The sequence below is a fragment of the Streptomyces sp. NPDC015532 genome, assembly GCF_043078065.1.
Lineage (GTDB): Bacteria > Actinomycetota > Actinomycetes > Streptomycetales > Streptomycetaceae > Streptomyces.
The window spans coordinates 135,539-159,455 of record NZ_JBIBSY010000001.1; the positions used below are offsets into that span (position 1 = coordinate 135,539).

A 23,917-nucleotide genomic window follows, 5' to 3' on the forward strand; every position below is an offset into this window, starting at 1 on the left:
TGATAGATCTTCACGACCGCCCGGCAGGACACCACCCATGTCCGCCGGGTGCGCCACCGAGCCGGCGGACCGCCGGCCAGGCACAAGCTCCACCTGTCCGGGGGGATCGGAAGCCGATTCGAGGCCAAGGCACTGGCTCGGGCCGGTATGGAGAAAGGCGCACCACATGACCTCATCGCAGGTCGGCAAGCAGCACGACGGCAGTGAGGCCGTGGGCGGCGACGCCCCCGAAGAGGGGTACGAGCGCGGGCTCGGCAGCCGTCAGGTCCAGATGATCGCGATCGGCGGCGCCATCGGCGTCGGCCTCTTCCTGAACGCCGGGGCGAACATCGCCAAGGCGGGACCCAGTCTCATCCTCATGTACGCCCTCGCGGGCGTGATCATCTTCTTCATCATGCGGGCGCTCGGCGAGCTCCTGCTCTACCGCCCTGTCTCGGGCTCCTTCGCGGACTACTCCCGTGAGTTCCTCGGCCCGTTCTTCGGCTACTTCACGGCCTGGACCTACTGGCTGATGTGGGTGGTCACCGGCATGGCGGAACTCACCGCCGCCGCGATCTACGTCCACTACTGGTTCCCGTCGATCCACCAATGGGTGTCGGCGCTGGTCTTCCTGGTCGTCCTGTTCGTGGCCAACCTGATCTCGGTGAAGCTCTTCGGAGAGATCGAGTTCTGGGCCTCGATGGTCAAGGTCACCGCCCTCATCGGCATGATCGTGATCGGCCTGGGCGTGCTCACCTTCGGCTTCAGCGCCGCCGGTGACACCGCGTCCGTCGGCAACCTCTGGCAGTTCGACGGCTTCTTCCCCAACGGCATCGGCTCGTCCCTGATGACCCTCCAGGGCGTCATGTTCGCCTACCTCGCCGTCGAGCTCGTCGGCGTCACGGCGGGGGAGTCCGAGAACCCCGAGAAGACGCTCCCCAAGGCCATCAACACCCTCCCGTGGCGCATCGCCCTCTTCTACGTCGGCGCCCTCACGGTCATCCTCTGCGTCGTGAAGTGGACCGAGTTCATGCCCGGGGTGAGCCCCTTCGTGAAGGCGTTCGCCGTGATCGGCATCCCGGCCGGCGCCGGCATCGTCAACTTCGTGGTCCTCACCGCCGCCCTGTCCTCCTGCAACTCGGGCATGTACTCCACCGGCCGCATGCTGCGCAACCTCGCCGACAACGGGGAGGCCCCCAAGGGCTTCAGCAAGCTGTCCGCGACCAAGACCCCGGCGCTCGGCATCACGATCTCGGTCCTCTTCATGGGCATCGGCGTGATCCTGAACTACGTCGTCCCCGAGAAGGCCTTCGCCTACGTCACCTCGGTGGCCACCGGAGCGGGCATCTGGACCTGGCTGATGATCCTGGTCAGCCACATCCGCTACCGGCGCGCGGTCGACGCGGGCCGGCTCCCGGCCTCGTCCTTCCCCGCCCCCGGCGGCGCGAAGTGCAGCTACGTCGCGGTCGCGTTCCTGCTCTTCGTCACCGGCCTGATCGCCTACGACCCGGACTCCCGCGTCTGCCTGTACGTGATGGCCGTCTGGGCCGTCGCACTGGCCGTCGGCTGGGCGATCCTCAAGGCGCGCAACCCCCAGGTCACCGAACGCCGCGAGCCGGAGCTCGAGAAGATCGGCTGACCACGTCACGGATGTCCGGCCCCCGGGCCACCGCTCAGGACGTCCGGCATTCGGGCCGTCCCGTACCACGCCTCGGTACGGGACGGCCCTTCTGTCTATCCTGACCAGCATGCTGACCATCACCGAGGCCCTGTTCGACCAGATCGTCGCCCACGCACGCCAGGACCACCCCGACGAGGCGTGCGGCGTCGTCGCGGGGCCCGCGGGCACCGGCCGGCCCGAGCGCTTCATCCCGATGCTCAACGCGGCCCGCTCGCCCACGTTCTACGAGTTCGACTCCGGCGACCTGCTCAAGCTCTACCGCGAGATGGACGACCGCGACGAGGAGCCCGTCGTCATCTACCACTCGCACACCGCGACCGAGGCCTACCCCTCCCGCACCGACCTCGCCTACGCGAACGAGCCCGGCGCGCACTACGTCCTGGTCTCCACGGCGGACACCGACGACGCCGGTCCCTTCCAGTTCCGCTCGTACCGGATCGTGGAGGGCGAGGTCACGGAGGAGGAGGTCAAGGTCGTAGAGAGCTACTGATCTCACCCACCGACCCAAAAGCGTCCGGAATGCGAGATCACAGTCCGGGGCCCGTACCGGGAATCGATACGATGAGCCCATGGTTCTGAACGACGTGAGCGACAAGACGCCGGGCATGATGCTCGTCGCGCGGCTGCACGTCGACCTGTGCAGGCTGCAGAGCGCCATCTGTACGCGCTGACCCGCCGCCGCGTACGGCCGGAGAGCCGCGGCTCCGCAACCGGCGCACCCCCTGCCCTGCCCGCGCTGCCGCGCGTCGTCCGACCTGACTTTCCTTCCGACAGGAGCCCGCAACCATGGCCATCGAGGTCCGCATCCCCACCATCCTCCGCACCTACACGAACGGCGAGAAGGCCGTCGAGGGCGGCGGGGCGACCCTTGCCGAGCTGTTCACCGACCTCGACACCCGTCACGCGGGCATCCGGGCCCGGATCGTGGACAACGGCGAGCTGCGCCGCTTCGTCAACGTCTACCTCAACGACGAGGACGTCCGCTTCCTCGACGGCATCAACACCAAGCTCACCGACGGCGACAGCGTCACGATCCTGCCGGCCGTCGCCGGCGGCATGGCCTGATCGGACCCTGGTCACCCATGCGCTACGACTCCCCGCTCGCCGCGGTGGGCAACACCCCTCTGGTGCGCCTGCCGCGGCTGTCGCCGTCCGCGGACGTCCGTATCTGGGCGAAGCTGGAGGACCGCAACCCGACCGGCTCCGTCAAGGACCGGCCGGCCCTCCACATGATCGAGCAGGCGGAGAAGGACGGCCGTCTGACACCGGGCTGCACGATCCTGGAACCGACCAGCGGCAACACCGGCATCTCCCTGGCGATGGCGGCCAAGCTCAAGGGCTACCGCATGGTCTGCGTGATGCCCGAGAACACCTCGCAGGAACGCCGTGACCTGCTCGGCATGTGGGGCGCCGAGATCATCCCCAGCCCGGCCGCCGGCGGTTCCAACACCGCCGTCCGCCTCGCCAAGGAACTCTCCGCGCAGCACCCGGACTGGGTGATGCTCTACCAGTACGGCAACCCGGACAACGCCGGTGCCCACTACGCCACGACGGGCCCCGAGATCCTCGCCGACCTCCCCTCCATCACCCACTTCGTGGCGGGACTCGGCACCACCGGCACCCTCATGGGCGTCGGCCGCTTCCTGCGTGAGCACAAGCCGGACGTCAAGATCGTCGCCGCGGAGCCGCGCTACGACGACCTGGTCTACGGCCTCAGGAACCTGGACGAGGGCTTCGTACCGGAGCTGTACGACGCCTCCGTCCTCACCACCCGCTTCTCCGTCGGCTCGGCGGACGCGGTCACCCGCACCCGGGAACTCCTCCAGCAGGAGGGCATCTTCGCGGGCGTCTCCACCGGAGCCGCGCTGCACGCCGCGATCGGCGTCGGCAACAAGGCCGTCAAGGCCGGAGAGCCTGCCGACATCGCCTTCGTGGTCGCCGACGGCGGCTGGAAGTACCTGTCGACGGGCGTCTACACGGCGGCGACGACGGAAGAGGCCATCGAGACACTCCAGGGCCAGCTCTGGGCGTAGACCGGACACGGCACCGGCCGCGACGAAGGGCGCGGGGACCGATCGACGGTCCCCGCGCCCTTCCGCGTTCTCGCGTGCTCCACCCGGGCCGGAGAGCGGCTCAGCGGGCCAGGTAACGGACCTGGTCCCACAGGACCGGATCCACCACACCGACCCGGCGCCGGAAGTCGCCCACCGGCACCTCGCGCAACTCGTCCGTCTCCAGGAAGCTCGGCCGCCCCTGCGTGTCGCCCACGGCCCCCGGGGGCAACGGGATCACCCCGGGCCGCTCGTCGTGGTACTTGCTGGTGATCTTCGCGACGGTCACCCGCTTCCCGCGCACCACCAGCACCAGACACGGCCGGTCCTTGGCCCCCGGCCCGTCCTCGTAGGGGACGTTCGCCCACCAGATCTCCGCCGCCCGCGGCGCCCGCCCCTCACGCCGCGTTCCGCTCCGGCGCGGTCCCCGGTCCCGGCCCGGCGGGCGCGTCCGTCCGGCCGGCCAGCGCCCGCGGCGCCCCCAGCCGTCCACCAGTGTCGCGACCAGCGCGAGCAGCACCACCGCCGCCAACGCGAGCCACCAGGACGTGTCCACAGCAAAGAAGGTACCGGCGCGCGGGTGACCGCGCCCGCCCTGGGACGAGCCCGGTGTCCGACGTGTCGTCCGAACTGATCCAAACACCGTGCCTCAGGTCCATCCGAACCGGTGACAGCACAGGTGAGTTCGCCCACAACAGCCCCAGGCGGAGGAGCGACCCGTCCTTTTGCGCCTTACGCTCGACGGACCGCACGACCCCCGTCCTCCCCGTTTCCAGCTGTTACCCGCCAGCGGAGGTTTCTGCTTTATGAAGCTCACCGTCGTCGGCTGCTCGGGGTCGTTCCCGTCCGCGGAATCGGCCTGTTCGAGCTACCTCGTAGAGGCCGACGACTTCCGGCTGCTTCTCGACATGGGCAACGGTGCCCTGGGCGAGCTGCAGCGCCACTGCGGTCTCTACGACCTCGACGCGATCTTCCTGAGCCATCTGCACGCCGACCACTGCATCGACATGTGCGCCTACTTCGTCGCGCGCTACTACCGGCACGACGGCGGCCGCTGCGACCCGCTCCCGGTCTACGGCCCCGAAGGTACCGAGCACCGGCTCACCACGGCCTACGCCGACACCCCGAGCGCCTCGTCCATGAGCGAGGTCTTCGACTTCCACACGGTCAAGCCGTCCACGTTCGAGGTCGGCCCCTTCACCGTGCACACCGAACGGGTGGCCCACCCGGTGGAGGCGTACGGCATCCGGGTGGAGCACGGTGGACGGTCGTTGACGTACTCCGGTGACACGGGGGTGACCGGAGCCCTGGACGAACTCGCTCGCGACACGGACCTGTTCCTGTGCGAGGCCGCGTTCACGCACGGCAAGGAGAACATCCCCGGGCTCCACCTCAACGGCCTGGAGGCCGGTGAGACCGCCGCCCGCGCGGGTGCCCGCCGCCTCGTCCTCACCCACATCCCCCCGTGGACGGACGCCGACACCAACCTGACGGACGCCCGCTCGGCGTACCGGGGCCCGGTGGAACTGGCGGCCCCGGGAGCGACGTACGAGATCTGACGCCCGCGGCGCGGCGCGCAGAGTTCCCTGACACGCAGAATTCCCCGGACCGGCGGACGGTCCGGGGAATTCTGCTGTGCCGGGGGCAGCGGCCGCTGCTACTTGGCCTCGGCCTTCTGCAGTTCCGCGAGCTCCTCGTCGGACTCGCGACCGGGGGTCGGGAGGTTCCACTTGGTGATCGCGAAGCGGAAGACGACGTAGTAGACGGCGGCGAAGCACAGGCCCACCAGGACCAGGCCCCACGGGTTGGACGCGATGCCCAGGTTGAGGCCGAAGTCGACCACGCCGGCCGAGAAGCCGAAGCCGTCCTTCATCCCGAGCGCCCAGGTGAGCGCCAGCGAGACACCGGTGAGGACCGCGTGGATCGCGTACAGGGCCGGGGCGATGAACATGAACGTGAACTCGATGGGCTCGGTGACACCCGTGACGAAGGAGGTCAGGGCGAGCGAGAACATCATGCCGCCGACGACCTTGCGGCGCTCGGGGCGGGCGCAGTGCACGATCGCGAGGCAGGCCGCGGGAAGGGCGAACATCATGATCGGGAAGAAGCCGGTCATGAACTGTCCGGCGCTCGGGTCGCCCGCGAGGAAGCGGGAGATGTCGCCGCTCTTGCCGTGGTAGTCGCCCGCCTGGAACCAGGGGTAGGAGTTCAGCAGGTGGTGCATGCCGATCGGGATGAGCGCGCGGTTGGCGACGCCGAAGATGCCCGCTCCGACGGCACCCGAACCGACCAGCCACTCACCGAAGTTGTGCAGACCCGTGCCGAGGACCGGCCAGATGTAGCCGAACACGATGCCGATCAGCAGACCCGCGAAGGCGGAGAGGATCGGGACGAGACGGCGACCGCCGAAGAAGCCTGCCCAGTCGGGCAGCTTGGTGCGGTAGAAGCGCTGGTATATCAGGGCCACGACGATGCCCATCACGACACCGCCGAGGACCTTCGCGTCCACCGCGGCGTCGACCATGACCACCTTGCCGTCGACGGCCGTGGCCACCTTCGGCAGGTTCTTGTCGGTGAACGTGGCCAGCACGTTCTTGAAGACCAGGTAACCGACCACGGCCGCGAGCGCGGTCGAGCCGTCCGACTTCTTCGCGAAGCCGATCGCGATGCCCACCGCGAACAGCAGGGCCATGTTGTCGAGGATCGCGTTGCCGCCCGCCGCCATGAAGCCGGCGATCTTGGTGAGGAACATCGGGAACGACGGGCGCCCCAGCATGTCGGGGTTGCCGAGGCGCACCAGCAGCGCGGCTGCGGGCAGCACGGCGACCGGCAGCATCAGGCTGCGGCCGATGCGCTGCAGGACCGCCATCGCGCCGGCGCCCTTCTTCTTCTCGGCGGCGGGTGCCGCGCTGGCCGTGGTCATCAACTTCCTCCAGTTGGCAAGGCGCCGCCCAGGGGACAGGAGAGGACGGCGGCGTCTTCGACGGCACGCGGTGACTCGTCTGCCTCGCGTGGTCTACACCACTCAGTGGTGTAGACCTGTTTCTAGCACGGTGAAGGCCGGATAAGGAACCCACGAATTTTGTGGTCTGGGCCATAACGGGAACAACTGATTCCGGTCATGACGAAGGCCCCCGGACCAGGTGGTCCGGGGGCCCACGCCCCGCACGGGCTCGCGGCCCGGCGCGGAAGCTACGCCTTCGTCGTGTCCTCGACGTCCTCCTCAGGCTCCCGCCCCGGAGTCTTCAGATCGAACTTCGTGATCGCGAACCGGAAGATCACGTAGTACACCGCGGCGAAACACAGCCCGATCGGCATGATCAACCACGGCTTCGTCGCCAGGTTCCAGTTGATGATGTAGTCGATCAGACCGGCCGAGAAACTGAACCCGTCGTGCACACCGAGCCCCCACGTCACCGCCATCGACACACCCGTGAGCACCGCGTGCACCGCGAACAGCAGCGGCGCGATGAACAGGAACGAGTACTCGATCGGCTCGGTGATACCCGTGACGAACGACGTCAGCGCCACCGACAGCATCAGACCGCCGATCTCCTTGCGCCGATGCGGCTTCGCGGTGTGCGTCATCGCGAGCGCCGCCGCCGGCAGCGCGAACATCATGATCGGGAAGAAGCCCGAGAGGAACTGCCCCGCGTTCGGGTCGCCCGCCAGGAACATGTTGATGTCCCCGTGCACGACCTGGCCGTCGGGCTTGGTGAAACTGCCGAACTGGAACCAGATGGGCACGTTCAGGAACTGGTGCAGACCGATCACCAGCAGAGCCCGGTTCGCCAGACCGAACACACCCGCACCCCACGCCCCCAGTCCCACCAGCCAGTCGCTGAAGTTCTCCAGCCCGTCACCGATCGGCGGCCACACCCACAGACACAGCGAGGCGAACCCCATGGCCACGAACGCCATGATGATCGGCACCAGCCGGCGCCCGTTGAAGAAGCCCAACCAGTCCACCAGCTTCGTCCGGTGATAGCGCTGCCAGAAGAACGCCGACATCAGCCCGATGGCGATACCGCCGAACACCCCGGGGTTCTGGTACGTGAACTCGACGACCGAGTTGTCCTCCAGCTGACAGCCCAGCTTGATCTGGATGCTCCCGCCCGGGCAGGTCTCCGGGAACGCGCGCAGCACGTTGTAGTAGACGAGGAAACCCACGACGGCCGCCAGGGCCGTCGAGCCGTCCGCCTTCTTCGCCATACCGATGGCCACGCCGACACAGAACAGCATCGGCAGCCCGAGATTGCCGTCCAGCAGCGCGCCGCCCGCCGCGCCGATCACCTTCGACAGGTTGTCCCAGCCGAGCCCGTCCGCACCGAACACATCAGGCTGACCGAGCCGGTTCAAAATGCCCGCGGCCGGCAGCACCGCGATCGGCAACTGCAGGCTGCGGCCCATCTTCTGCAGTCCCTGGAACGCCTTGTGCCAGCGGGCACGCGCTGGAGACACATCACTTACGGCACTCATGGGCGTCCTCCGGGCGGGCCGGTTTGGCGACTGCCCGCCGACTGGTGTAGACCAGTCGGCGGGCAGTCGCTCTGTCGTGATCGCCATCCTTCGGCACCCACGACATGACCGCTCGCGAAGATGGGCCAACTGTGGGTTACTGCGAAAAAGCGGTTCTGATCAGGGAGTAGGACATGGCCACCAAGGCTGAGAAGATCGTCGCCGGGCTCGGCGGCATCGACAACATCGAAGAGGTCGAAGGCTGCATCACCCGCCTGCGCACCGAGGTCCATGACGCCTCACTCGTCGACGAGGCCGCCCTGAAGGCCGCAGGCGCCCACGGCGTCGTCAAGATGGGCACCGCCATCCAGGTCGTCATCGGAACCGACGCCGACCCCATCGCCGGCGAGATCGAAGACATGATGTGACCGGCAGGACCCACTGAAGCCACCCCGGCCCCTCGCGAGCCGCACACCGCTTCAGGAGCCGCACCGGCTCACCCATGAGGGGCTGATTCCGCCACCGGCGGGCAGCCCCTCACGCCTGTGCGGATAGGCTCGACGCCATGTCTCGAATCGACGGCCGCACCCCCGAACAGCTGCGCCCCATCACCATCCAGCGTGGCTGGAGCAAGCATGCCGAGGGCTCCGTCCTCGTATCCTTCGGCGACACCAAGGTCTTCTGCACGGCCTCCGTCACCGAAGGCGTCCCGCGCTGGCGCAAGGGCAGCGGCGAGGGCTGGGTCACCGCCGAATACTCCATGCTGCCCCGCGCCACCAACACCCGCGGCGACCGCGAATCCGTCCGCGGCAAGATCGGCGGCCGCACCCACGAGATCAGCCGCCTCATCGGCCGCTCACTGCGCGCCGTCATCGACTACAAGGCGCTCGGCGAGAACACCATCGTCCTCGACTGCGACGTCCTCCAGGCCGACGGCGGCACCCGCACCGCGGCCATCACCGGCGCGTACGTCGCCCTCGCCGACGCCGTCACCTGGGCCCAGGGCAAGAAGCTCGTCAAGCCCGGCCGCAAGCCGCTCACCGGCACGGTCTCCGCGGTCTCCGTCGGCATCGTCGGCGGCGTCCCCCTCCTCGACCTCTGCTACGAGGAGGACGTCAGGGCCGACACCGACATGAACGTCGTGTGCACCGGCGACGGCCGTTTCGTCGAGGTCCAGGGCACCGCCGAGGCCGAGCCCTTCGACCGCAAGGAGCTCAACGCCCTGCTGGACCTCGCCGTCGCCGGCTGCGACGAACTCGCCGCCATCCAGCGCGCGGTACTCGAAGAGACCTCACAGGCAACCGAGGGCTGACCCTCAGCGTTCTTATGGGTACGGGCGTACGGTCCAGCCGTGCGCCCGCCGGCCCCTTCGGGCGGATCGGGCCGACCGCACAAGCGGACCGGTGCGATGCGGTCGGTGCGGCCGCACCACACCACGTCCACGGGGAGGGACCGTTCCATGGCCGCGCGCCACCGCAATCGCCGCCGTACCGCCGCATTCACCGTCGTCGCCGCACTTGTCGTCCTGCCGGCAGTCGTCGGCTGCGACGCCGTCAGCAAGGCGCTCGACTGCGTGCAGACCGCCGACTCGATAGCCGACAGCGTCACCGACCTCCAGCAGGCCGTCGAGAACGCGGCGAACGACCCGACGCAGACCGACGCGTCCCTCAACGCCATCGAGAACAACCTCGACAAGATCGGCGACAAGACCGACAACGCCGACGTCAACAAGGCGGTCGACGAGCTGAACAAGGCGGTCGGCAACGTCCGTACGGCCGTCAAGAACGGCGACACCACCCCCGACATCAGCCCCGTCACGGCCGCGGCGGGCGAACTGACGAAGGTCTGCACGCCGTAGGGCCCCACCGGGACCCGGCTCGGGGCGGCCTGAGCCCGGCTCAGGGCCGGACTCGGAGATACTGGCGACCATGACCCGCCTGATCCTCGCCACCCGCAACGCCGGAAAGCTCACCGAGTTGAAGGCGATCCTCGCCGACGCAGGGCTCACCCATGACCTCGTCGGCGCGGACGCCTACCCCGACATCCCCGACGTCAAGGAAACCGGCGTCACCTTCGCCGAGAACGCCCTGCTGAAGGCCCACGCCCTCGCCCAGGCCACCGGGCTGCCCGCCGTCGCCGACGACTCGGGCCTGTGCGTCGACGTCCTGAACGGCGCCCCCGGCATCTTCTCCGCCCGCTGGGCCGGCCGCCACGGCGACGACCAGGCCAACCTGGACCTGCTCCTCGCCCAGCTCTCCGACATCGACGCCCCCCACCGGGGCGCCCACTTCGCCTGCGCGGCGGCCCTGGCCCTGCCGGACGGCACGGAACGCGTCGTGGAGGGCCAACTGCTCGGCACCCTCCGCCACACCCCCGCCGGCACGAACGGCTTCGGCTACGACCCGATCCTCCAGCCCGAGGGCGATTCCCGTACCTGCGCCGAACTGTCACCCGACGAGAAGAACGCGATCAGCCACAGGGGCAAGGCATTCCGCGCACTGGTACCGGTGGTGCGGGAGCTGTTGGGCTGAGCCCGGCCTGCCGAGCGCCGCACACACACGAAGGCCCAGCTCTCACAGTCCGAGCCGGGCCTTCGCCGTGGTGCGCCCGGTCGGATTCGAACCGACAACAGCTGGTTCCTAGGACCAGTCTCTCTGCCAATTGGAGTACAGGCGCGTGTACCGCGCCTACTTTACTGGGCGGTGCGGGTCGTGTGTTCGTCGACTCCGGGAGTAGCTCCTCGTCTGGCTGTGACAGGACGGGCAGAGGTATCGCAAGTTTTCGCGACGGTTGTCGAGCCGGTCACCGTTGACGTGGTCGATCTCCAGCACCAGACGCTTGCCCCGCCAGGAGTCCCCGGTTCCGCACTCCGTGCACATGTGCGGCACGCCGAGGTCGTCGAGGGCCCGTCTGAGGTGAGCGGTCTTGGTTCGCTGCAATCCAGGCGGCTCTAGGCGCAGAATATCTGCGGCGGATTTCCGCTGCGGCGAAGATTGACCTCGCCGGTGCCCCTGGCCGGTGAAGTGGTCGATCGAGATGCCGTACCTTTCCGCGCTGCGCTTCACCCGTTCTCGACTTGCGCCGTTGTCCGTCAGGCCAAGCAGTTTCAGCAAGCCTGCGATGCTGCTGGACTGCGCGGCGGCGGGCATGAGTCTTTCCGCCGGGACCAAGCCGGGGCCGTATCTGCGGCCACTGGTGAAGTGTGAGGTGTCGATTCCGAACTGGTCGAGCTTCTTGCGGACATGGCCGTACGGGCTGTTGTCGGGTGAGTATCCGAGATACTCGAAAATCTCCCTCAGGCTGCGCGAGTGACGGGCCGCCTCTTGAAGCAACTCCCGTGTGTAGAAGCGTTTCTCACGGGAGGGCAGGGGCTCGCCGATGAAGTGCGAGGTATCGATTCCATAGTGGTCGAGCCTGCTGCTCACATAGCGCAGAGTGTGGCTGCCGAGGGGAGCGCCGAGGCGTCGCAACAGGTCCACCAGACTTGTGGAGACGGCTGCCGTCCTGGCCAGCCTGTCCCGTGGATACTTCGAGCCAGTCACGTGTGCCTCCTCTGGCGGCCGCGATAAGTGTCCGTTGCGGCGTGGCAGTTGGGGCAGAGGAGGCGTAGGTTCTCCGGCCGGTTGTCCCACCAGCGCCCGCTGATGTGGTCGACCTCGAGGGTGAGTGGCCTGCCGTTCCATTCGGGGCCAGTGCCACACTCGGCGCAGCGCTCTTCCAGTCCGGATCGCAGCAACTCGCGCCGGAGCCTCCTTCCTGGAACTCTGCCGTTCTCCGGAAGCCGAACGGTGAGGAGGCCGCTGAGCGAGCCCTTTGATGCGCCACGGCGGGTCTGAGTGAAGTGCGACGTGTCGATCCCGAGCGCGGTGATCCTGCGGGCCACATGTGTTTGATTGCCGCCGACCTGGCTGATTCCGAGGTGGCGTACGACGTCTTTGATGCTGGTCGACACGCTCACTGCCGCCTTCAGGCGTTCCTCCGTGTGGCGCACTTGGCTCGTCATGAAATGCGAGATGTCTATGCCGGCCTCGCTCATCTTTTGCCGCAGGTACCGACGGCTGCCCGGTGTCGGATTTCCTCCGCACCACCGGACCGCGTCGTCAATGTGCCGTGTCTCGCGAGCTGCTTCCTCAAGCAACTCACGGGTGTACCTGACGCTCATGCCCGCTCCGTTCTCGACCGCACGTTCGCGACCTCGTACGGACTAACGAACCGTTAATCGGACGGTTACGCCCAGTGCGTGTCCGGTCGGGTTCGGCGCGCTCAGTGGCCCGACGTCGCCTTCAGGCCCACCACCGATGCCAGGAGCAGGCAGACGAAGAAGACGCGGGCGGCTGTCGCCGGTTCGCCCAGGAGGGTCATGCCGAGGATCGCGGCGCCGGCCGCGCCGATGCCGACCCAGACGCCGTACGCGGTGCCGATCGGGAGCGACTTGGCCGCCTGTGACAGCAGGAGCATGCTCGCGACGATGCCCGCGGCCGTCAGAACGCTGGGGACCGGGCGGGTGAAACCGTCGGTGTACTTCATTCCGATCGACCAGCCGACTTCGAGCAGTCCGGCGACGATCAGCAGGACCCAGGCCATGGGAGGCACCTCCGGGAGACGACGGCATCACAGGCTGCGTCGTCTTTGCTGAGCCCGGTACGGCGCGTCTCGTCGGGGTCCCTCCACCGTAGCAAGGAATGGCGAAAGGGGCCGGTGACCATGGTCACCGGCCCCTTCGGAATGCGTACGCCCTACAAATACAGGCCGGTCGAGTCCTCGGACCCCTCGAAGCGGTCCGCGGCCACGGCGTGCAGATCCCGCTCGCGCATCAGCACGTAGGCGATCCCCCGCACCTCGACCTCGGCACGGTCCTCGGGGTCGTACAGGACCCGGTCGCCCGGCTCCACCGTACGGACGTTCTGCCCGACCGCGACGACGTCGGCCCACGCGAGCCGGCGGCCGACGGCCGCCGTCGCGGGGATCAGGATGCCGCCGCCGGAGCGCCGCTCGCCCTCGGCGGCGTCCTGCCGTACCAGCACGCGGTCGTGCAGCATCCGGATGGGCAGCTTGTCGTCATGGGTGCTGTGCGTTTCACGGTTGGCGCTCACGCCCTGAACCTACCTGTCCCGGCCCGTTTCGTACGCGGACGGGTCAGCCCTTGCGCCGCCGCGTGCCCACGACGAGCAGCCCGACGAGTCCCACCGCGACCAGAGCCACCGGGACGATGCGCTCCAGCCGGGGCGCGCCCTCCTCCGTGACGAACTGGCCCTTCACATCGCCGACGACGCGGTTGACGCCGACATAGGCGCGCCCCAGGGTGTGGTCGATGTTGGAGGCGACCTTGGCCTTGGCGTCTCCGACGATCGTCTTGGGGTGCACCCGTACGCCGATCTCGTCGAGCGTGTCGGCGAGTGTTGTGCGGCGGTGCTTGATGTCCGCCTCGATCTGCGCCGGAGTCCTGGTATCCGGCGTTCTCGACGTATCCGACACCGCGCTGCCTCCGTGGTCGTGTAGTGAGTCCCTGATTCGGACAGTCTGTCAGTTCGTACCGGACCGCACCCCTCGGCACCCCCCATTACGCTCGTTCCGTATCCATTCCATCCCCCCGGCCACGTGAGGTTCCGATGAGCGAGCGACTCCAGCCCGGCGACACCGCCCCCGCCTTCACCCTGCCCGACGCCGACGGCAACGAGGTCTCCCTCGCCGATCACAAGGGCCGCAAGGTCATCGTCTACTTCTACCCGGCCGCCCTCACCCCGGGCTGCACTAAGCAGGCCTGCGACTTCACGGACAACCTGGATCTGCTGGCGGGTGCCGGTTACGACGTGATCGGTGTGTCCCCGGACAAGCCCGAGAAGCTCGCCAAGTTCCGCGAGAAGGAGTCCTTGAAGGTCACGCTGGTCGGCGACCCCGACAAGACGGTCCTGGAGGCGTACGGGGCCTTCGGCGAGAAGAAGCTGTACGGCAAGACGGTCGTCGGCGTCATCCGCTCCACGGTGGTCGTGGACGAGGAGGGCAAGGTCGAGCGGGCGCTCTACAACGTGAAGGCGACCGGACACGTGGCGAAGATCATCAAGGACCTGGGGATCTGACCGCTTCACCCGCGACCGACCGTCGGACCGATCGCGGAACCGACGGCCGGGCGGCCGGCGCGCTCAGTGGTTCTCCCTTCTGGGGGTGAGCCCGCTGAGCGGTCCCTCGCCCGCTGTCGTGCCCGTGCCGCCGCCGGACGTGGTGCCCCCGCCGCCCGTGGTGCCGGCCGTGGTGCCCCCGGTCGGGGTGGTTCCGGTGGCGCCTCCGTCCGTGGGGGTGCCACCGGTGGTGCCGGCCGAGGTCCCGCCGGAGGTGTCCGTGCCGCCGTCGGTGCGGCCCTGGGTGCGGCCGTCGGTCCGGCCCGGGGTCTGGCCCTGGCTCGGGGTCCGGCCGTTCGGCGACGCCGGTGTGCTGCCGTTGGCCCCGCCCGCGCTCTCGCCCCCGTCGGCGGTGCCGTCGCCGTCCGGTTCGACGGTGGCGTCCGGGTCGTCGGTCTCGTCGCCGGGGTCGTACATCTCCTCGGCGCCCGGCTGGAGCCGGAGGTCGAAGTCCGACACCTCCGTTCCCTCCAGCGCGTCCCCGGTGAACTGGGCCCAGATCTGCGCGGGGTAGCCGCCGCCGTTGATGCGGGACTGCCCGAGGGCGCCGTACAGGGACTTGTGGGCGCCGGTGCCGGGGTCCTGGCCCATCACGGCGACGACGGTGGCGAGGTCGGGGGTGTAGCCCGCGAACCACGCGGCGGTGTCCTCCTCCGCCGTGCCGGTCTTGCCCGCGGCGGGCCGGCCCGCGTTCTGCGCGGCCTGGCCGGTGCCGCCGTCGACGACGCTCTGGAGCATGGCGGTCGTCGTGTCGGCGGCCTCGCGGCTCACGGCCTGCCGGACGTCGTCCCGGGCCGGCAGTTCCACGTCCTCCGAGCCGTCCTTGGTGATCTTCCGCACGAGCGTGTACGTGCCGTGCCGGCCGTGGTTGGCGAGCGTGGCGTACGCCTCCGCCATGTCGAGGACACTGGCCGTGGCCGGGCCGAGCGCGATGGAGGGGGAGGCGGTCAGGTCGGGGGTGCCGGCGGGCAGGCCGAGGGCCACGGCGGTCTTCTCCACGGCGGCGGGGCCCACGTCGACGGCCATCTGCGCGTACACCGAGTTGACCGACCTGTCGGTGGCGGTGCGCACGGAGATGTCCCCGTACGACCCGCCGTCCTCGTTCTCCGGTGCGTAGGCGCCGCCGTTCCAGCCCCGCACGGGGCGCTGGTCGGTGCCGTCGTAGACGGTGTTCGGGGTGATGGTGCGGCCGTCCTGGGTCTGTGAGCCGTTCTGGACGGCCGAGGCGAAGACGAACGGCTTGAAGGTGGAGCCGACCTGGTAGTCGCGGCGGGTGGCGTTGTTGACGTACTGCTTGGTGTAGTCGATGCCGCCGTACATCGCGAGGACCCGGCCGTCGGTGGGGTCGATGGCGACGCCGCCGGCGCGGACGTAGGTGTCCACCTTGCGGTTCTTCTTGTCGAGCTGGTCCATCACCTGGTCGTTCACGGCCTTGACGAAGGCGTCCTGCTTGGACTTCTGGAGGGTGGTGGTGATGCGGTAGCCGCCGCGGCCGAGGGTGTCCTCGTCGAGGATCCTGTTCGAGGTCAGGTAGGCGGTCACGGCCTGGACGAGGTAGCCGCGCTGGCCCGAGAGGCCCGCCGACCCCCTGGCCTGCCGGGGCTTCGGGAAGGAGACCCGGTCGCGTGCGGCCCGGGTCAGCCACTTCTGTTTGACCATGCCGTCGAGGACGTAGTTCCAGCGGGCGAGGACCCCGGCCCTGTTCTCGGGGTGCGCGATCACGTCGTACTCGCTGGGCGCGTTGAGCAGGGCGGCGAGGTAGGCGCCCTGGCCGACGGTGAGGTCCCTGGCGTTCACGCCGTAGTAGGCCTGGGCGGCGGCCTGGATGCCGTAGGCGTTGCGGCCGTAGTAGCTGGTGTTGAGGTAGCCCTCCAGGATGTCGTCCTTGCTCTTCTCCCGGTCGAGCTTGATGGAGATGAAGAACTCCTTCACCTTGCGGGTGACGGTCTGTTCCTGGCCCAGGTAGTAGTTCTTGACGTACTGCTGGGTGATGGTCGAGCCGGACTGTCTGCCCTTGCCGGTGACGGTGTTCCAGCCGGCGCGGAGCATCGCCTTGGGGTCGACGGCGGACTCGCTGTAGAAGTCGCGGTCCTCGGCGGCGAGGGTGGCGTGCTGGGCGGCTTTGGAGATGTGCTCCAGTGCGACGTTCTCGCGGTTGACGTCGCCGTCGCGGGCGAGCTGGCTGCCGTCGGCGTACAGGAAGACGTTGCTCTGCTTGACCGCGGAGGCGTTCGCGGAGGGGATCCTGACGAGGAAGTAGCCGAGCGCGAAGAGTCCGGCCAGGAGCAGTGCCGTGCCGAGGACGGTGCCGAGCAGCATGCGCCAGGTCGGGACGAGTCTGCGCAGGCCCGTCCGCTTCGGCCGCTGTGTCCGCTTCCCCTTCTGCTGCGGGTTCCGCTTGGCGCCGGGCCCGCCCGGTCCTGTTCCCGGCCCCGACCGCGGGCCTGTCTGCGGTCCCGCCGCGGGGGCCGGGTTCGGGCGGGGGCCCGCTCCCGGTTCCCTGGGTGCCCAGCCCTGGCTGCGCTGCTGCGGCTCGTCGCTCATCTGTTCGCCGGACTCCTGTTTCGCGTCGTACGCCCTTGTACGCCTGGTGCGCCCCGTATGAAGACTCTCGCACCATGTGTTCCGTTCCCCGATCCCGGCACGCGTCGCGCCGGAAAATGCCTGGCGGGCCGTGCCGGGTCCGGACTAGGCTCCTGCGCTTTGGCTCAACGCTGGGGAAAGGGACGGGTTGTGGGCACGGCGCGGTTGTACGCGGCTGTCGCGGGCAGCGGGTTCCGGCGGTACGCCACCTATCGGGTCGCCACCGCCGCCGGTGTCTTCACCAACACCGTCTTCGGGCTGATCCTGGCGTACCTGTTCATCGCCCTGTGGGACGTGAAGCCGCACCTCGGCGGCTACGACCAGGCGCAGGCGCTGACCTATGTGTGGGTCAGCCAGGGGCTGCTGATGGTGGTCGCGATGATGGGCGGCGGCTTCGAGGACGAACTGATCGAACGGATCCGTACGGGTGACATCGCGATCGACCTGTACCGGCCGGCCGACCTGCAGATGTGGTGGCTCGCCCAGGACATGGGCCGGGCGCTGTTCCATCTGCTGGGCCGCGGAGTGGTTCCGCTCCTGTTCGGCGCGCTGGTCTTCGACCTGGCGCTGCCCTCGGATCCGCTGACCTGGCTCGCCTTCCTGGTCGCGGTCGCGCTCGGGGTGGTCGTCGGGTTCGCGATCCGCTTCCTGGTGGCCCTGTCCGCGTTCTGGCTGCTCGACGGAGCGGGGGTGGCGCAGCTGACCTCCATCGCGGGGATCTTCTGCTCGGGGATGCTGCTGCCGCTGAACGTCTTTCCGGGCGCGCTGGGCGAGGTCGTACGGGCGCTGCCCTGGTCGTCGCTGATCCAGGCGCCCGTGGACGTCCTGCTCGGCACGGCGGATCCGCTGGGCACGTACGCGGTGCAGGGCGCCTGGGCGGCCGGGCTGCTGGCGGCCGGGCGGCTGATCCAGTCGGTGGCGACGCGCAGGGTGGTGGTGCAGGGTGGCTGATCCGGTGGAGCGCGGGGCGGGGGTCGTGGCGGGGCCGGCGCGGGATCGGGCCGAGGCCGGGCCGGTCCGGGAGACGGCGGTCCCGGCGGTGGACTTCGAGCCGTTCGAGCGGCAGGGGGCGTACGAGCGGCTGCGGGACGGGCTGCGCGCCTACCGGCTGATCACCGCGATGTGGATCCGCTCGACGATGGCCTACCGGGCCTCGTTCGCGATGACCGCCTTCGGGAACTTCGCGGCGACCGCCCTCGACTTCGTGGCGGTCCTGATCATGTTCTCGCGGGTCGACCGGCTGGGTGGTTACAGCCTGCCCGAGGTCGCCCTGCTCTACGGGGTGTCCGGTGTCGCGTTCGGGTTCGCGGACCTCGCGCTCGGCTCGATGGACCGGCTGGGGCGCCGGGTGCGCGACGGCACGCTGGACACCCTGCTGGTGCGTCCCGCGCCGGTGCTCGCCCAGGTCGCCGCGGACCGTTTCGCGCTGCGCCGGCTCGGCCGCATCACCCAGGGGCTGTTCGTCCTCGGGTACGCCCTCGTCGTCCTCGACATCCACTGGACGCCGCTCAAGGTGCTGATGATGCCGATGATGCTGCTCAGCGGTTCGGCGATCTTCTCGGCGGTGTTCGTGGCGGGCGGGGCGTTCCAGTTCGTCGCGCAGGACGCCTCCGAGGTGCAGAACTCCTTCACGTACGGCGGCAATACGCTGTTGCAGTACCCCCCGACCGTCTTCGCCAAGGACATGCTGCGCGGAGTGACGTTCGTCCTCCCGCTCGCCTTCGTCAACTGGCTGCCCGCGCTGTACGTGCTGGGGCGGCCCTATCCGCTCGACCTGCCGGCGTGGGTCGCGTTCGCACCACCGGTCGTGGCGGCGCTGTGCTGCGCGCTGGCCGGGCTCGCCTGGCGCGCGGGGCTGCGCGCCTACCGGAGTACGGGAAGTTAGGGGAACGGGCGTGGCCATCGCAGTGGACAGGGAACCGGCCGGTCCGGGCGGGGAACCGGGCCCGGGGGCCGGCTTCATCGAGCTGGACGGGGTCGAGAAGGTCTTCGATGTGCGCAGGAGGACGGGGTTCCTGCGCGGTGAGCGGCGGCAGGTGCGGGCCGTCGACTCGATCTCGTTCACGGTCGGGCGCGGGGAGATGGTCGGCTACATCGGCCCGAACGGCGCCGGCAAGTCGACCACGATCAAGATGCTCACCGGCATCCTCACCCCGTCCGCCGGCCGGCTGCGGGTGGCCGGTCTGGACCCGTCCCGCGAGCGCACCCGTGTCGCGCGCCGGATCGGGGTCGTGTTCGGGCAGCGTACGACGCTGTGGTGGGACCTCCCGCTGATCGACTCGTACCGGCTCATGCACCGGATGTACCGCGTGCCGGAGGCGCGGTTCCGGGAGAACCTCGACCGCTGTGTCGAACTCCTGGAGCTCGGTGCCCTGCTGGACGTTCCCGTACGGCAGTTGTCGCTGGGGCAGCGGATGCGCGGTGACATCGCGGCGGCCCTGCTGCACGACCCCGAGGTGCTCTATCTCGACGAGCCGACGATCGGGCTCGACGTGGTCAGCAAGGTGCGGGTCCGGGAGTTCCTGCGGGATCTGAACGCCGAACGCGGTACGACCGTCCTGCTCACCACGCACGACCTCACCGACATCGAGCAGCTGTGCCGGCGGGTGATGGTCATCGATCACGGGCGGCTGATGTACGACGGCGCCCTGAGCGGACTGCACGCGGTGGGGGAGAGCGAGCGGACCCTGGTCGTGGACCTGGAGCGGGAACTGCCCCCGATCGAGCTGGAGTCGGCGCGGGTGGTGAAGGTGGAGGGGCCGCGTCAGTGGCTGGCCTTCCCCGCCGGCATGTCGGCCGCTCCGCTGGTGGCCCGGATCGCGGCGGACTATCCGCTGGTGGACCTTTCGGTGCGGGAGCCGGACATCGAGGCGGTCATCAGCCGTATGTACGCCGGGAAGAGGGTGTCGTAGGAAGGCCGCCGCAACCGCGGGCCGGATAGCCCGCGGGCGGGGGACCTCGTAGGCTGCTGCCCATGACCGACGAACTCCCGGAGCTGCGTGCCTCCGACGCCGATCGCGAACGAGTCGCCGAACAGCTGAGGGACGCCCTCGCGGAGGGCCGCCTCGACATGGAGGAGTTCGAGGAGCGGCTGGAGGCGACGTACGCGGCCCGTACCTACGGGGAGTTGACGCCGATCACCCGCGATCTGCCGGGCGCGGTGGGGACGGCCCGCATCTCCATGGTCAAGCAGCCTGTGGACGACGGAAGTTGGGGATCCCGTGTCGTCGGCGGCGAGGGCTCGTCCTCGTGGGGTGTGGCGGTTCTGTCGGGCTTCGAGCGCAAGGGCCGCTGGACGGTCCCCAAGCGCTTCAACTGCTTCGCCTTCATGGGCGGTGGCGAGATCGACCTGCGCGAGGCGAACTTCGCGGACCGTGAGGTCGTCATCAACTGTGTCGCGGTGATGGGCGGGTTGAACGTCATCGTGCCGCCGGGTGTCGAGGTCGTGGTGCGTGGCATCGGCGTGATGGGCGGCTTCGACCACCGCGAGGAGGGCCGGCCGGGCGACCCGGGCGCACCCCGGGTCGTGGTCACGGGCTTCGCCTTCTGGGGCGGTGTCGGCGTGGAGCGCAAGCTCACCCGTGCCGAGCGCCAGCGTCTCAAGGAGGAGCGCCGGCAGGAGAAGGTGGAGCGCAGGGAGGCCCGCAAGGAGCTCGACGGGTCGCGGGACGAGGGTCTCGGTGACATGTTCGACGCGCTCGAAGAGGCCCGCGACCTGATACGCGAGCGCCACGAGGAGCGCCGTGAACGCCATGAGGAGCGCCGGGAGCGGCACCGCGAGCGCCGGGAGGACCGCCACCGGCGGCGCGACGGCGACTACTGAACTCCCGCGCCCCTCCGGGCGGTAGGCCTTTCGGCCGTGCTGCCCGGGCCGCGGGTCTTCTCGGCTGTTCTGCCCGGGCCGTCGGCGGAACACGGTTCGCCTGAACCGCCGTTGGATCACAGCTCCGCCGGAACCGGTCCCTTCAGCTCCTTCAGGTCGAACACCTCGGCCATCCGCCGGAACCCCTTGTCGCTGGGGTGCAGATGATCGCCCGAGTCGTAGTCGGGCCGCAGCCGGCGCGGGTTGTACGGGTCCCGCAGCGCCGCGTCGAAGTCGACGACGGCGTCGTACACCTTCCCTGCCCGGATCTCCGCGTTCACGGCCCGGCGTACGGCCTCCCGCGCCTCGGTGTATCCGCGGTGCCCCTGGAAGGGCATCAACGTGGCGCCGATGACCCGCAGTCCGCGGGCGTGCGCCTGCTGCACCAGGGTCCGCAGTCCCTGGGTCACGGTGTTCGGGTCGACCTGGGCGGGGTTGCGCAGGATGTCGTTGACGCCGAGGTCGATGACGACGGCCTTGACGTTCGTACGGTCGAGCACGTCGCGGCCGAACCGGCTCAGTCCGCTGGGGTTGTCGGCCGGCCGGCCGAACCCGGCGGCGAGGACCTGGTTCCCGCTGATGCCCTGGTTGACGACGCTGTAGCGGGGCGTCTGGCCGGTTCCGGCCGAGGCGCTCAGCCGCTCCGAAAGGACGTCCGTCCAGCGGCGGTTGGCCCCCACGGTGGACGTGATGCCGTCGGTGAGGGAGTCGCCCAGGACGACGACGGTGCCCGTGGCGTCGTCGCTGAGCACGTCGAGCGCCGTCAGGTAGCGCCAGTACGGGCTCTGTTCGGTGTACGGGGCGGCGCTCACGTCCTCCGTGCGGTCGCCGTCCGCCACGTACGAGATCTGCTGGGCGTGCGGGTGGTAGGTGACCGGCCCTGACGGGGTCGGTGAGTACGTCGTGACGAGGACGTCCACACCGTGCGGGATGCGCACACGTACGGCGTCGCTCATCACCTGCCGGCCCGCCGGGATCACGACGGTCGTGGCGCCGCCGAACGTGAGGCGGCGCATGGTGTCGGCCGTGGCGGCGGCGTTGTTCGCGGTCGCGGCGACGGCGATCGTGGCGTGTGCGATGACCAGCGGCTGCTGCCCGTAGAGATTGGACAGCGTGATGCGGGCACTCGTACCCCCGGCGGCCGTGTGCACGACGTTGCGCACGGAGCGGCCCGCCAGTCCGTCGGGCTCGGTGCCGGGCTCGGCTCCGACGGGGGAGGTGGACCAGGCGCCGACCCAGGTGCCGGTGGAGGCGGGGGCGGCGTCGTGGGATGTGCGGCCACTGGCCACGGTGGCCCTGGTCTCGTTGCCGTCGTCCGCCGCGACGCCTGTGTAGATGGCGGCGGAAAGGACCACGACCACGGCAAGGATCGCGGCGAGCAGGGCATAACCGTGACGCTTGGTCATGCGGTGCGTGTCTCCTCGGGCGAGGGAGCCCGAGGCTCCGATGTGATCACTCCATGATGCGTCATGCAGCGCGAGGACTCCGACGCGCCCCCTGAGGGACCCCCCTGACTGATTCCCCATCCGAACAGACGCCGGGAACTCCCGTGTCGTTCCAGGAGTCGGTGAGAAGAGAGGGAGAAAGGGACAATGGGTACGGTGCGTGACGTGGCCTGCGAACGGGTGGAGTGAATGGGACGCACGAATTCGGGTGAAGGGGACGGCACGGAGCAGCATGCCCGTCCCGGCGACGCCGCGAACGCCGCCGAGGCGGTGAACGCCGGTGACGCCGCCGCGGGGGCCGCCGGTGGCGCGGACACGGCCGATCCGGCGGACGCCGCTGACGGTGCCGCTGGTGCTGGTGCTGGTGCTGGTGCTGGTGCCGCGAGGGCCGCCGGTGGCGCGGACGTCCGGAGGTCCGGCGCGCCGCCGGGCCGGGCGATGAATACCTTCAGCCCCGCCGACGAGGAGAAGCGCCGCGGGGTGCGCCGGATGAAGGCGACCGCCACCGGCCTGCTGCTCTTCGTCGCGCTCGTCTACGTCCTGGCGAAATGGGCCTCCAACGAGGGCGCGGGCGCCTGGGCCGGCTATGTCGCGGCGGCCGCCGAGGCGGGCATGGTCGGCGCGATGGCCGACTGGTTCGCGGTCACGGCCCTCTTCCGGCACCCGCTCGGCCTGCCCATCCCGCACACCGCGATCATCCCCAAGAAGAAGGACCAGCTGGGCGTGTCGCTGGGCGAGTTCGTCGGCGAGAACTTCCTCTCCGAGGAGGTCGTGCGCCAGCGGCTGCGCGCGGTGGGCATCGGCAGCAGGCTGGGCGCCTGGCTCGCCGATCCGGACCACGCGGACCGGGTCACGGCCGAACTGGCCGCCGCGCTCAGGGGCGCGCTGACCGTCCTTCGGGACTCCGACGTCCAGGCCGTCGTCGGGGAGGCGATCACCCGCCGCGCCGACGCGCAGGAGATCGCGCCCGGCATAGGGAAGATGCTGGAGAAGATCGTCGTGGACGGCGGCCACAGGCGGTTCGTCGACCTGGTGGTCACCCGCGCCCACGACTGGCTGGTGTTCCACGACGAGCAGGTGATGGGCGCAGTCCAGGGCGGCGCACCCGGCTGGACGCCCCGTTTCGTCGACAAGAAGGTCGGCGAGCGCGTCTACAAGGAACTGCTCCGCTTCGTCACCGAGATGCGCGACTCCCCGTCCCACCCGGCCCGTGGTGCCCTGGACCGGTTTCTCACCGACTTCGCCTCCGACCTCCAGTCCGACACCGACACCCGCGCGCGCGTGGAGCGCCTCAAGGGCGAGGTGCTCGGCCGCGGCGAGGTCCAGGACCTGATCGCCTCCGCCTGGACGGCCGTACGGTCGATGATCGTGTCCGCGGCCGAGGACGAGCGCAGTGAGCTGCGGCTGCGCGTGCGGGCCTCCCTGCTGTCCCTCGGCGCCCGGATGGCCACCGAACCCAAGCTCCAGGCCAAGGTGGACAGTTGGGTGGAGGGCGCCGCCGTGTACGTCGTGACGACGTACCGCAAGGAGATCACCTCGCTCATCACGGACACGGTGGCGGGCTGGGACGCCGAGCACACGACCAGGAAGATCGAGGCGAACATCGGCCGCGACCTGCAGTTCATCCGGATCAACGGCACGGTCGTCGGCTCGCTGGCCGGACTGCTGATCTACGTGGTGTCACGGGCGTTGGGGGCGTAAGCGGGAGAAGGCCGGGGAACCCGGGCGAGGCTCGCCCGGCG

The 23,917-nt window shown here is 69.5% G+C and carries 26 protein-coding genes, 1 tRNA gene and 1 riboswitch; of the genes, 16 read left to right on the forward strand and 11 right to left on the reverse strand.

Annotated elements, in window-relative coordinates; all coding sequences use genetic code 11:
* Positions 1–166 precede the first annotated feature (166 nt).
* The 5 genes from ACF07B_RS00545 to ACF07B_RS00565 all read left to right on the forward strand — a co-directional run bounded on the left by ACF07B_RS00545 (position 167) and on the right by ACF07B_RS00565 (position 3,693).
* A complete protein-coding gene (locus ACF07B_RS00545; RefSeq protein WP_384232718.1) occupies positions 167–1,618 on the forward strand; it encodes an amino acid permease in 1,452 nt (483 codons plus the stop codon).
* 109 nt (positions 1,619–1,727) lie between these two features.
* The gene (locus ACF07B_RS00550) at positions 1,728–2,150 is read left to right on the forward strand and encodes a M67 family metallopeptidase (RefSeq protein ID WP_328555299.1); all 423 of its coding nucleotides are present in this window, start codon (positions 1,728–1,730) and stop codon (positions 2,148–2,150) included.
* Between the two features lie 79 nt (positions 2,151–2,229).
* Positions 2,230–2,331, forward strand: coding sequence for a putative leader peptide (locus tag ACF07B_RS00555; protein ID WP_369481506.1), 102 nt, complete (start codon positions 2,230–2,232; stop codon positions 2,329–2,331).
* A gap of 115 nt (positions 2,332–2,446) precedes the next feature.
* Complete coding sequence (locus ACF07B_RS00560; RefSeq protein WP_362389714.1) at positions 2,447–2,725, forward strand: MoaD/ThiS family protein; 279 nt, start codon at positions 2,447–2,449, stop codon at positions 2,723–2,725.
* Between the two features lie 17 nt (positions 2,726–2,742).
* Positions 2,743–3,693: a cysteine synthase gene (locus tag ACF07B_RS00565; protein WP_328669348.1), complete on the forward strand. Its 951-nt coding sequence runs from the start codon at positions 2,743–2,745 to the stop codon at positions 3,691–3,693.
* A gap of 100 nt (positions 3,694–3,793) precedes the next feature.
* Here ACF07B_RS00565 and ACF07B_RS00570 read toward each other — a convergent pair whose 3' ends face one another.
* Complete coding sequence (locus ACF07B_RS00570) at positions 3,794–4,267, reverse strand: type II toxin-antitoxin system PemK/MazF family toxin (protein WP_392177250.1); 474 nt, start codon at positions 4,265–4,267, stop codon at positions 3,794–3,796.
* Between the two features lie 250 nt (positions 4,268–4,517).
* Here ACF07B_RS00570 and ACF07B_RS00575 point away from each other — a divergent pair, with 250 nt between their 5' ends.
* A complete protein-coding gene (locus tag ACF07B_RS00575; protein WP_362389718.1) occupies positions 4,518–5,270 on the forward strand; it encodes an MBL fold metallo-hydrolase in 753 nt (250 codons plus the stop codon).
* Positions 5,271–5,368: 98 nt separating this feature from the next.
* Here the strand turns inward: ACF07B_RS00575 and ACF07B_RS00580 are convergent, their stop codons facing one another.
* Together ACF07B_RS00580 and ACF07B_RS00585 are read right to left on the reverse strand one after the other, a co-directional pair.
* Complete coding sequence (locus tag ACF07B_RS00580) at positions 5,369–6,634, reverse strand: PTS transporter subunit EIIC (protein WP_392177251.1); 1,266 nt, start codon at positions 6,632–6,634, stop codon at positions 5,369–5,371.
* 269 nt (positions 6,635–6,903) lie between these two features.
* Positions 6,904–8,190 carry a PTS transporter subunit EIIC gene (locus tag ACF07B_RS00585; RefSeq protein WP_392177252.1) on the reverse strand — a complete coding sequence of 429 codons (1,287 nt, stop codon included), beginning with the start codon at positions 8,188–8,190 and terminating at the stop codon, positions 6,904–6,906.
* A 173-nt stretch (positions 8,191–8,363) separates the two neighbouring features.
* Between ACF07B_RS00585 and ACF07B_RS00590 the strand changes: the two genes are divergently transcribed.
* From ACF07B_RS00590 to rdgB, 4 genes are all read left to right on the forward strand, one after another.
* A complete protein-coding gene (locus tag ACF07B_RS00590; protein WP_069920430.1) occupies positions 8,364–8,597 on the forward strand; it encodes a glucose PTS transporter subunit EIIB in 234 nt (77 codons plus the stop codon).
* Between the two features lie 137 nt (positions 8,598–8,734).
* A complete protein-coding gene (rph, locus tag ACF07B_RS00595; RefSeq protein WP_362389724.1) occupies positions 8,735–9,481 on the forward strand; it encodes a ribonuclease PH in 747 nt (248 codons plus the stop codon).
* A gap of 147 nt (positions 9,482–9,628) precedes the next feature.
* Positions 9,629–10,027, forward strand: coding sequence for a hypothetical protein (locus tag ACF07B_RS00600; protein ID WP_362389726.1), 399 nt, complete (start codon positions 9,629–9,631; stop codon positions 10,025–10,027).
* Between the two features lie 70 nt (positions 10,028–10,097).
* Complete coding sequence (gene rdgB / locus ACF07B_RS00605) at positions 10,098–10,700, forward strand: RdgB/HAM1 family non-canonical purine NTP pyrophosphatase (RefSeq protein WP_392177253.1); 603 nt, start codon at positions 10,098–10,100, stop codon at positions 10,698–10,700.
* A gap of 68 nt (positions 10,701–10,768) precedes the next feature.
* On the opposite strand, the gene ACF07B_RS00610 is transcribed toward rdgB, so the two are convergent.
* From ACF07B_RS00610 to ACF07B_RS00635, 6 genes are all read right to left on the reverse strand, one after another.
* A tRNA-Leu gene (locus ACF07B_RS00610) sits at positions 10,769–10,845 on the reverse strand.
* An 11-nt stretch (positions 10,846–10,856) separates the two neighbouring features.
* Complete coding sequence (locus ACF07B_RS00615; protein ID WP_392177254.1) at positions 10,857–11,711, reverse strand: HNH endonuclease; 855 nt, start codon at positions 11,709–11,711, stop codon at positions 10,857–10,859.
* A complete protein-coding gene (locus tag ACF07B_RS00620; RefSeq protein ID WP_392177255.1) occupies positions 11,708–12,331 on the reverse strand; it encodes an HNH endonuclease in 624 nt (207 codons plus the stop codon). The genes ACF07B_RS00615 and ACF07B_RS00620 overlap by 4 nt, the downstream gene beginning before the upstream one ends.
* 101 nt (positions 12,332–12,432) lie before the next feature.
* On the reverse strand, positions 12,433–12,753 hold the full coding sequence (locus tag ACF07B_RS00625) for a DMT family transporter (RefSeq protein WP_392177256.1): 321 nt from the start codon (positions 12,751–12,753) through the stop codon (positions 12,433–12,435).
* Positions 12,754–12,786: 33 nt separating this feature from the next.
* Positions 12,787–12,856, reverse strand: a riboswitch (guanidine-III (ykkC-III) riboswitch).
* A 49-nt stretch (positions 12,857–12,905) separates the two neighbouring features.
* The gene (locus ACF07B_RS00630) at positions 12,906–13,208 is read right to left on the reverse strand and encodes a co-chaperone GroES (protein ID WP_103554526.1); all 303 of its coding nucleotides are present in this window, start codon (positions 13,206–13,208) and stop codon (positions 12,906–12,908) included.
* Positions 13,209–13,305: 97 nt separating this feature from the next.
* Positions 13,306–13,644, reverse strand: a complete 339-nt coding sequence (locus tag ACF07B_RS00635; protein WP_369481512.1) for a DUF3618 domain-containing protein — start codon at positions 13,642–13,644, stop codon at positions 13,306–13,308.
* A gap of 134 nt (positions 13,645–13,778) precedes the next feature.
* On the opposite strand from ACF07B_RS00635, the gene bcp reads away from it, so the two are divergent.
* The gene (gene bcp, locus ACF07B_RS00640) at positions 13,779–14,246 is read left to right on the forward strand and encodes a thioredoxin-dependent thiol peroxidase (protein WP_037619171.1); all 468 of its coding nucleotides are present in this window, start codon (positions 13,779–13,781) and stop codon (positions 14,244–14,246) included.
* 63 nt (positions 14,247–14,309) lie between these two features.
* Here bcp and ACF07B_RS00645 read toward each other — a convergent pair whose 3' ends face one another.
* Positions 14,310–16,829, reverse strand: coding sequence for a transglycosylase domain-containing protein (locus ACF07B_RS00645; protein WP_392177257.1), 2,520 nt, complete (start codon positions 16,827–16,829; stop codon positions 14,310–14,312).
* Positions 16,830–17,018: 189 nt separating this feature from the next.
* On the opposite strand from ACF07B_RS00645, the gene ACF07B_RS00650 reads away from it, so the two are divergent.
* The 4 genes from ACF07B_RS00650 (at position 17,019) to ACF07B_RS00665 (ending at position 20,691) form a co-directional block, all read left to right on the forward strand.
* Positions 17,019–17,819, forward strand: a complete 801-nt coding sequence (locus tag ACF07B_RS00650; protein ID WP_392177258.1) for an ABC transporter permease — start codon at positions 17,019–17,021, stop codon at positions 17,817–17,819.
* An 88-nt stretch (positions 17,820–17,907) separates the two neighbouring features.
* Positions 17,908–18,753 (forward strand): ABC transporter permease, encoded by an 846-nt coding sequence (locus ACF07B_RS00655; protein WP_392177930.1) that lies wholly within the window; start codon positions 17,908–17,910, stop codon positions 18,751–18,753.
* A gap of 16 nt (positions 18,754–18,769) precedes the next feature.
* On the forward strand, positions 18,770–19,780 hold the full coding sequence (locus ACF07B_RS00660; RefSeq protein ID WP_392177931.1) for an ATP-binding cassette domain-containing protein: 1,011 nt from the start codon (positions 18,770–18,772) through the stop codon (positions 19,778–19,780).
* A 62-nt stretch (positions 19,781–19,842) separates the two neighbouring features.
* Positions 19,843–20,691, forward strand: coding sequence for a DUF1707 domain-containing protein (locus tag ACF07B_RS00665; protein WP_392177259.1), 849 nt, complete (start codon positions 19,843–19,845; stop codon positions 20,689–20,691).
* A gap of 116 nt (positions 20,692–20,807) precedes the next feature.
* Here ACF07B_RS00665 and ACF07B_RS00670 read toward each other — a convergent pair whose 3' ends face one another.
* Complete coding sequence (locus ACF07B_RS00670; protein ID WP_392177260.1) at positions 20,808–22,136, reverse strand: SGNH/GDSL hydrolase family protein; 1,329 nt, start codon at positions 22,134–22,136, stop codon at positions 20,808–20,810.
* A gap of 477 nt (positions 22,137–22,613) precedes the next feature.
* On the opposite strand from ACF07B_RS00670, the gene ACF07B_RS00675 reads away from it, so the two are divergent.
* Complete coding sequence (locus ACF07B_RS00675; RefSeq protein ID WP_392177932.1) at positions 22,614–23,876, forward strand: DUF445 domain-containing protein; 1,263 nt, start codon at positions 22,614–22,616, stop codon at positions 23,874–23,876.
* Positions 23,877–23,917: the final 41 nt, after the last annotated feature.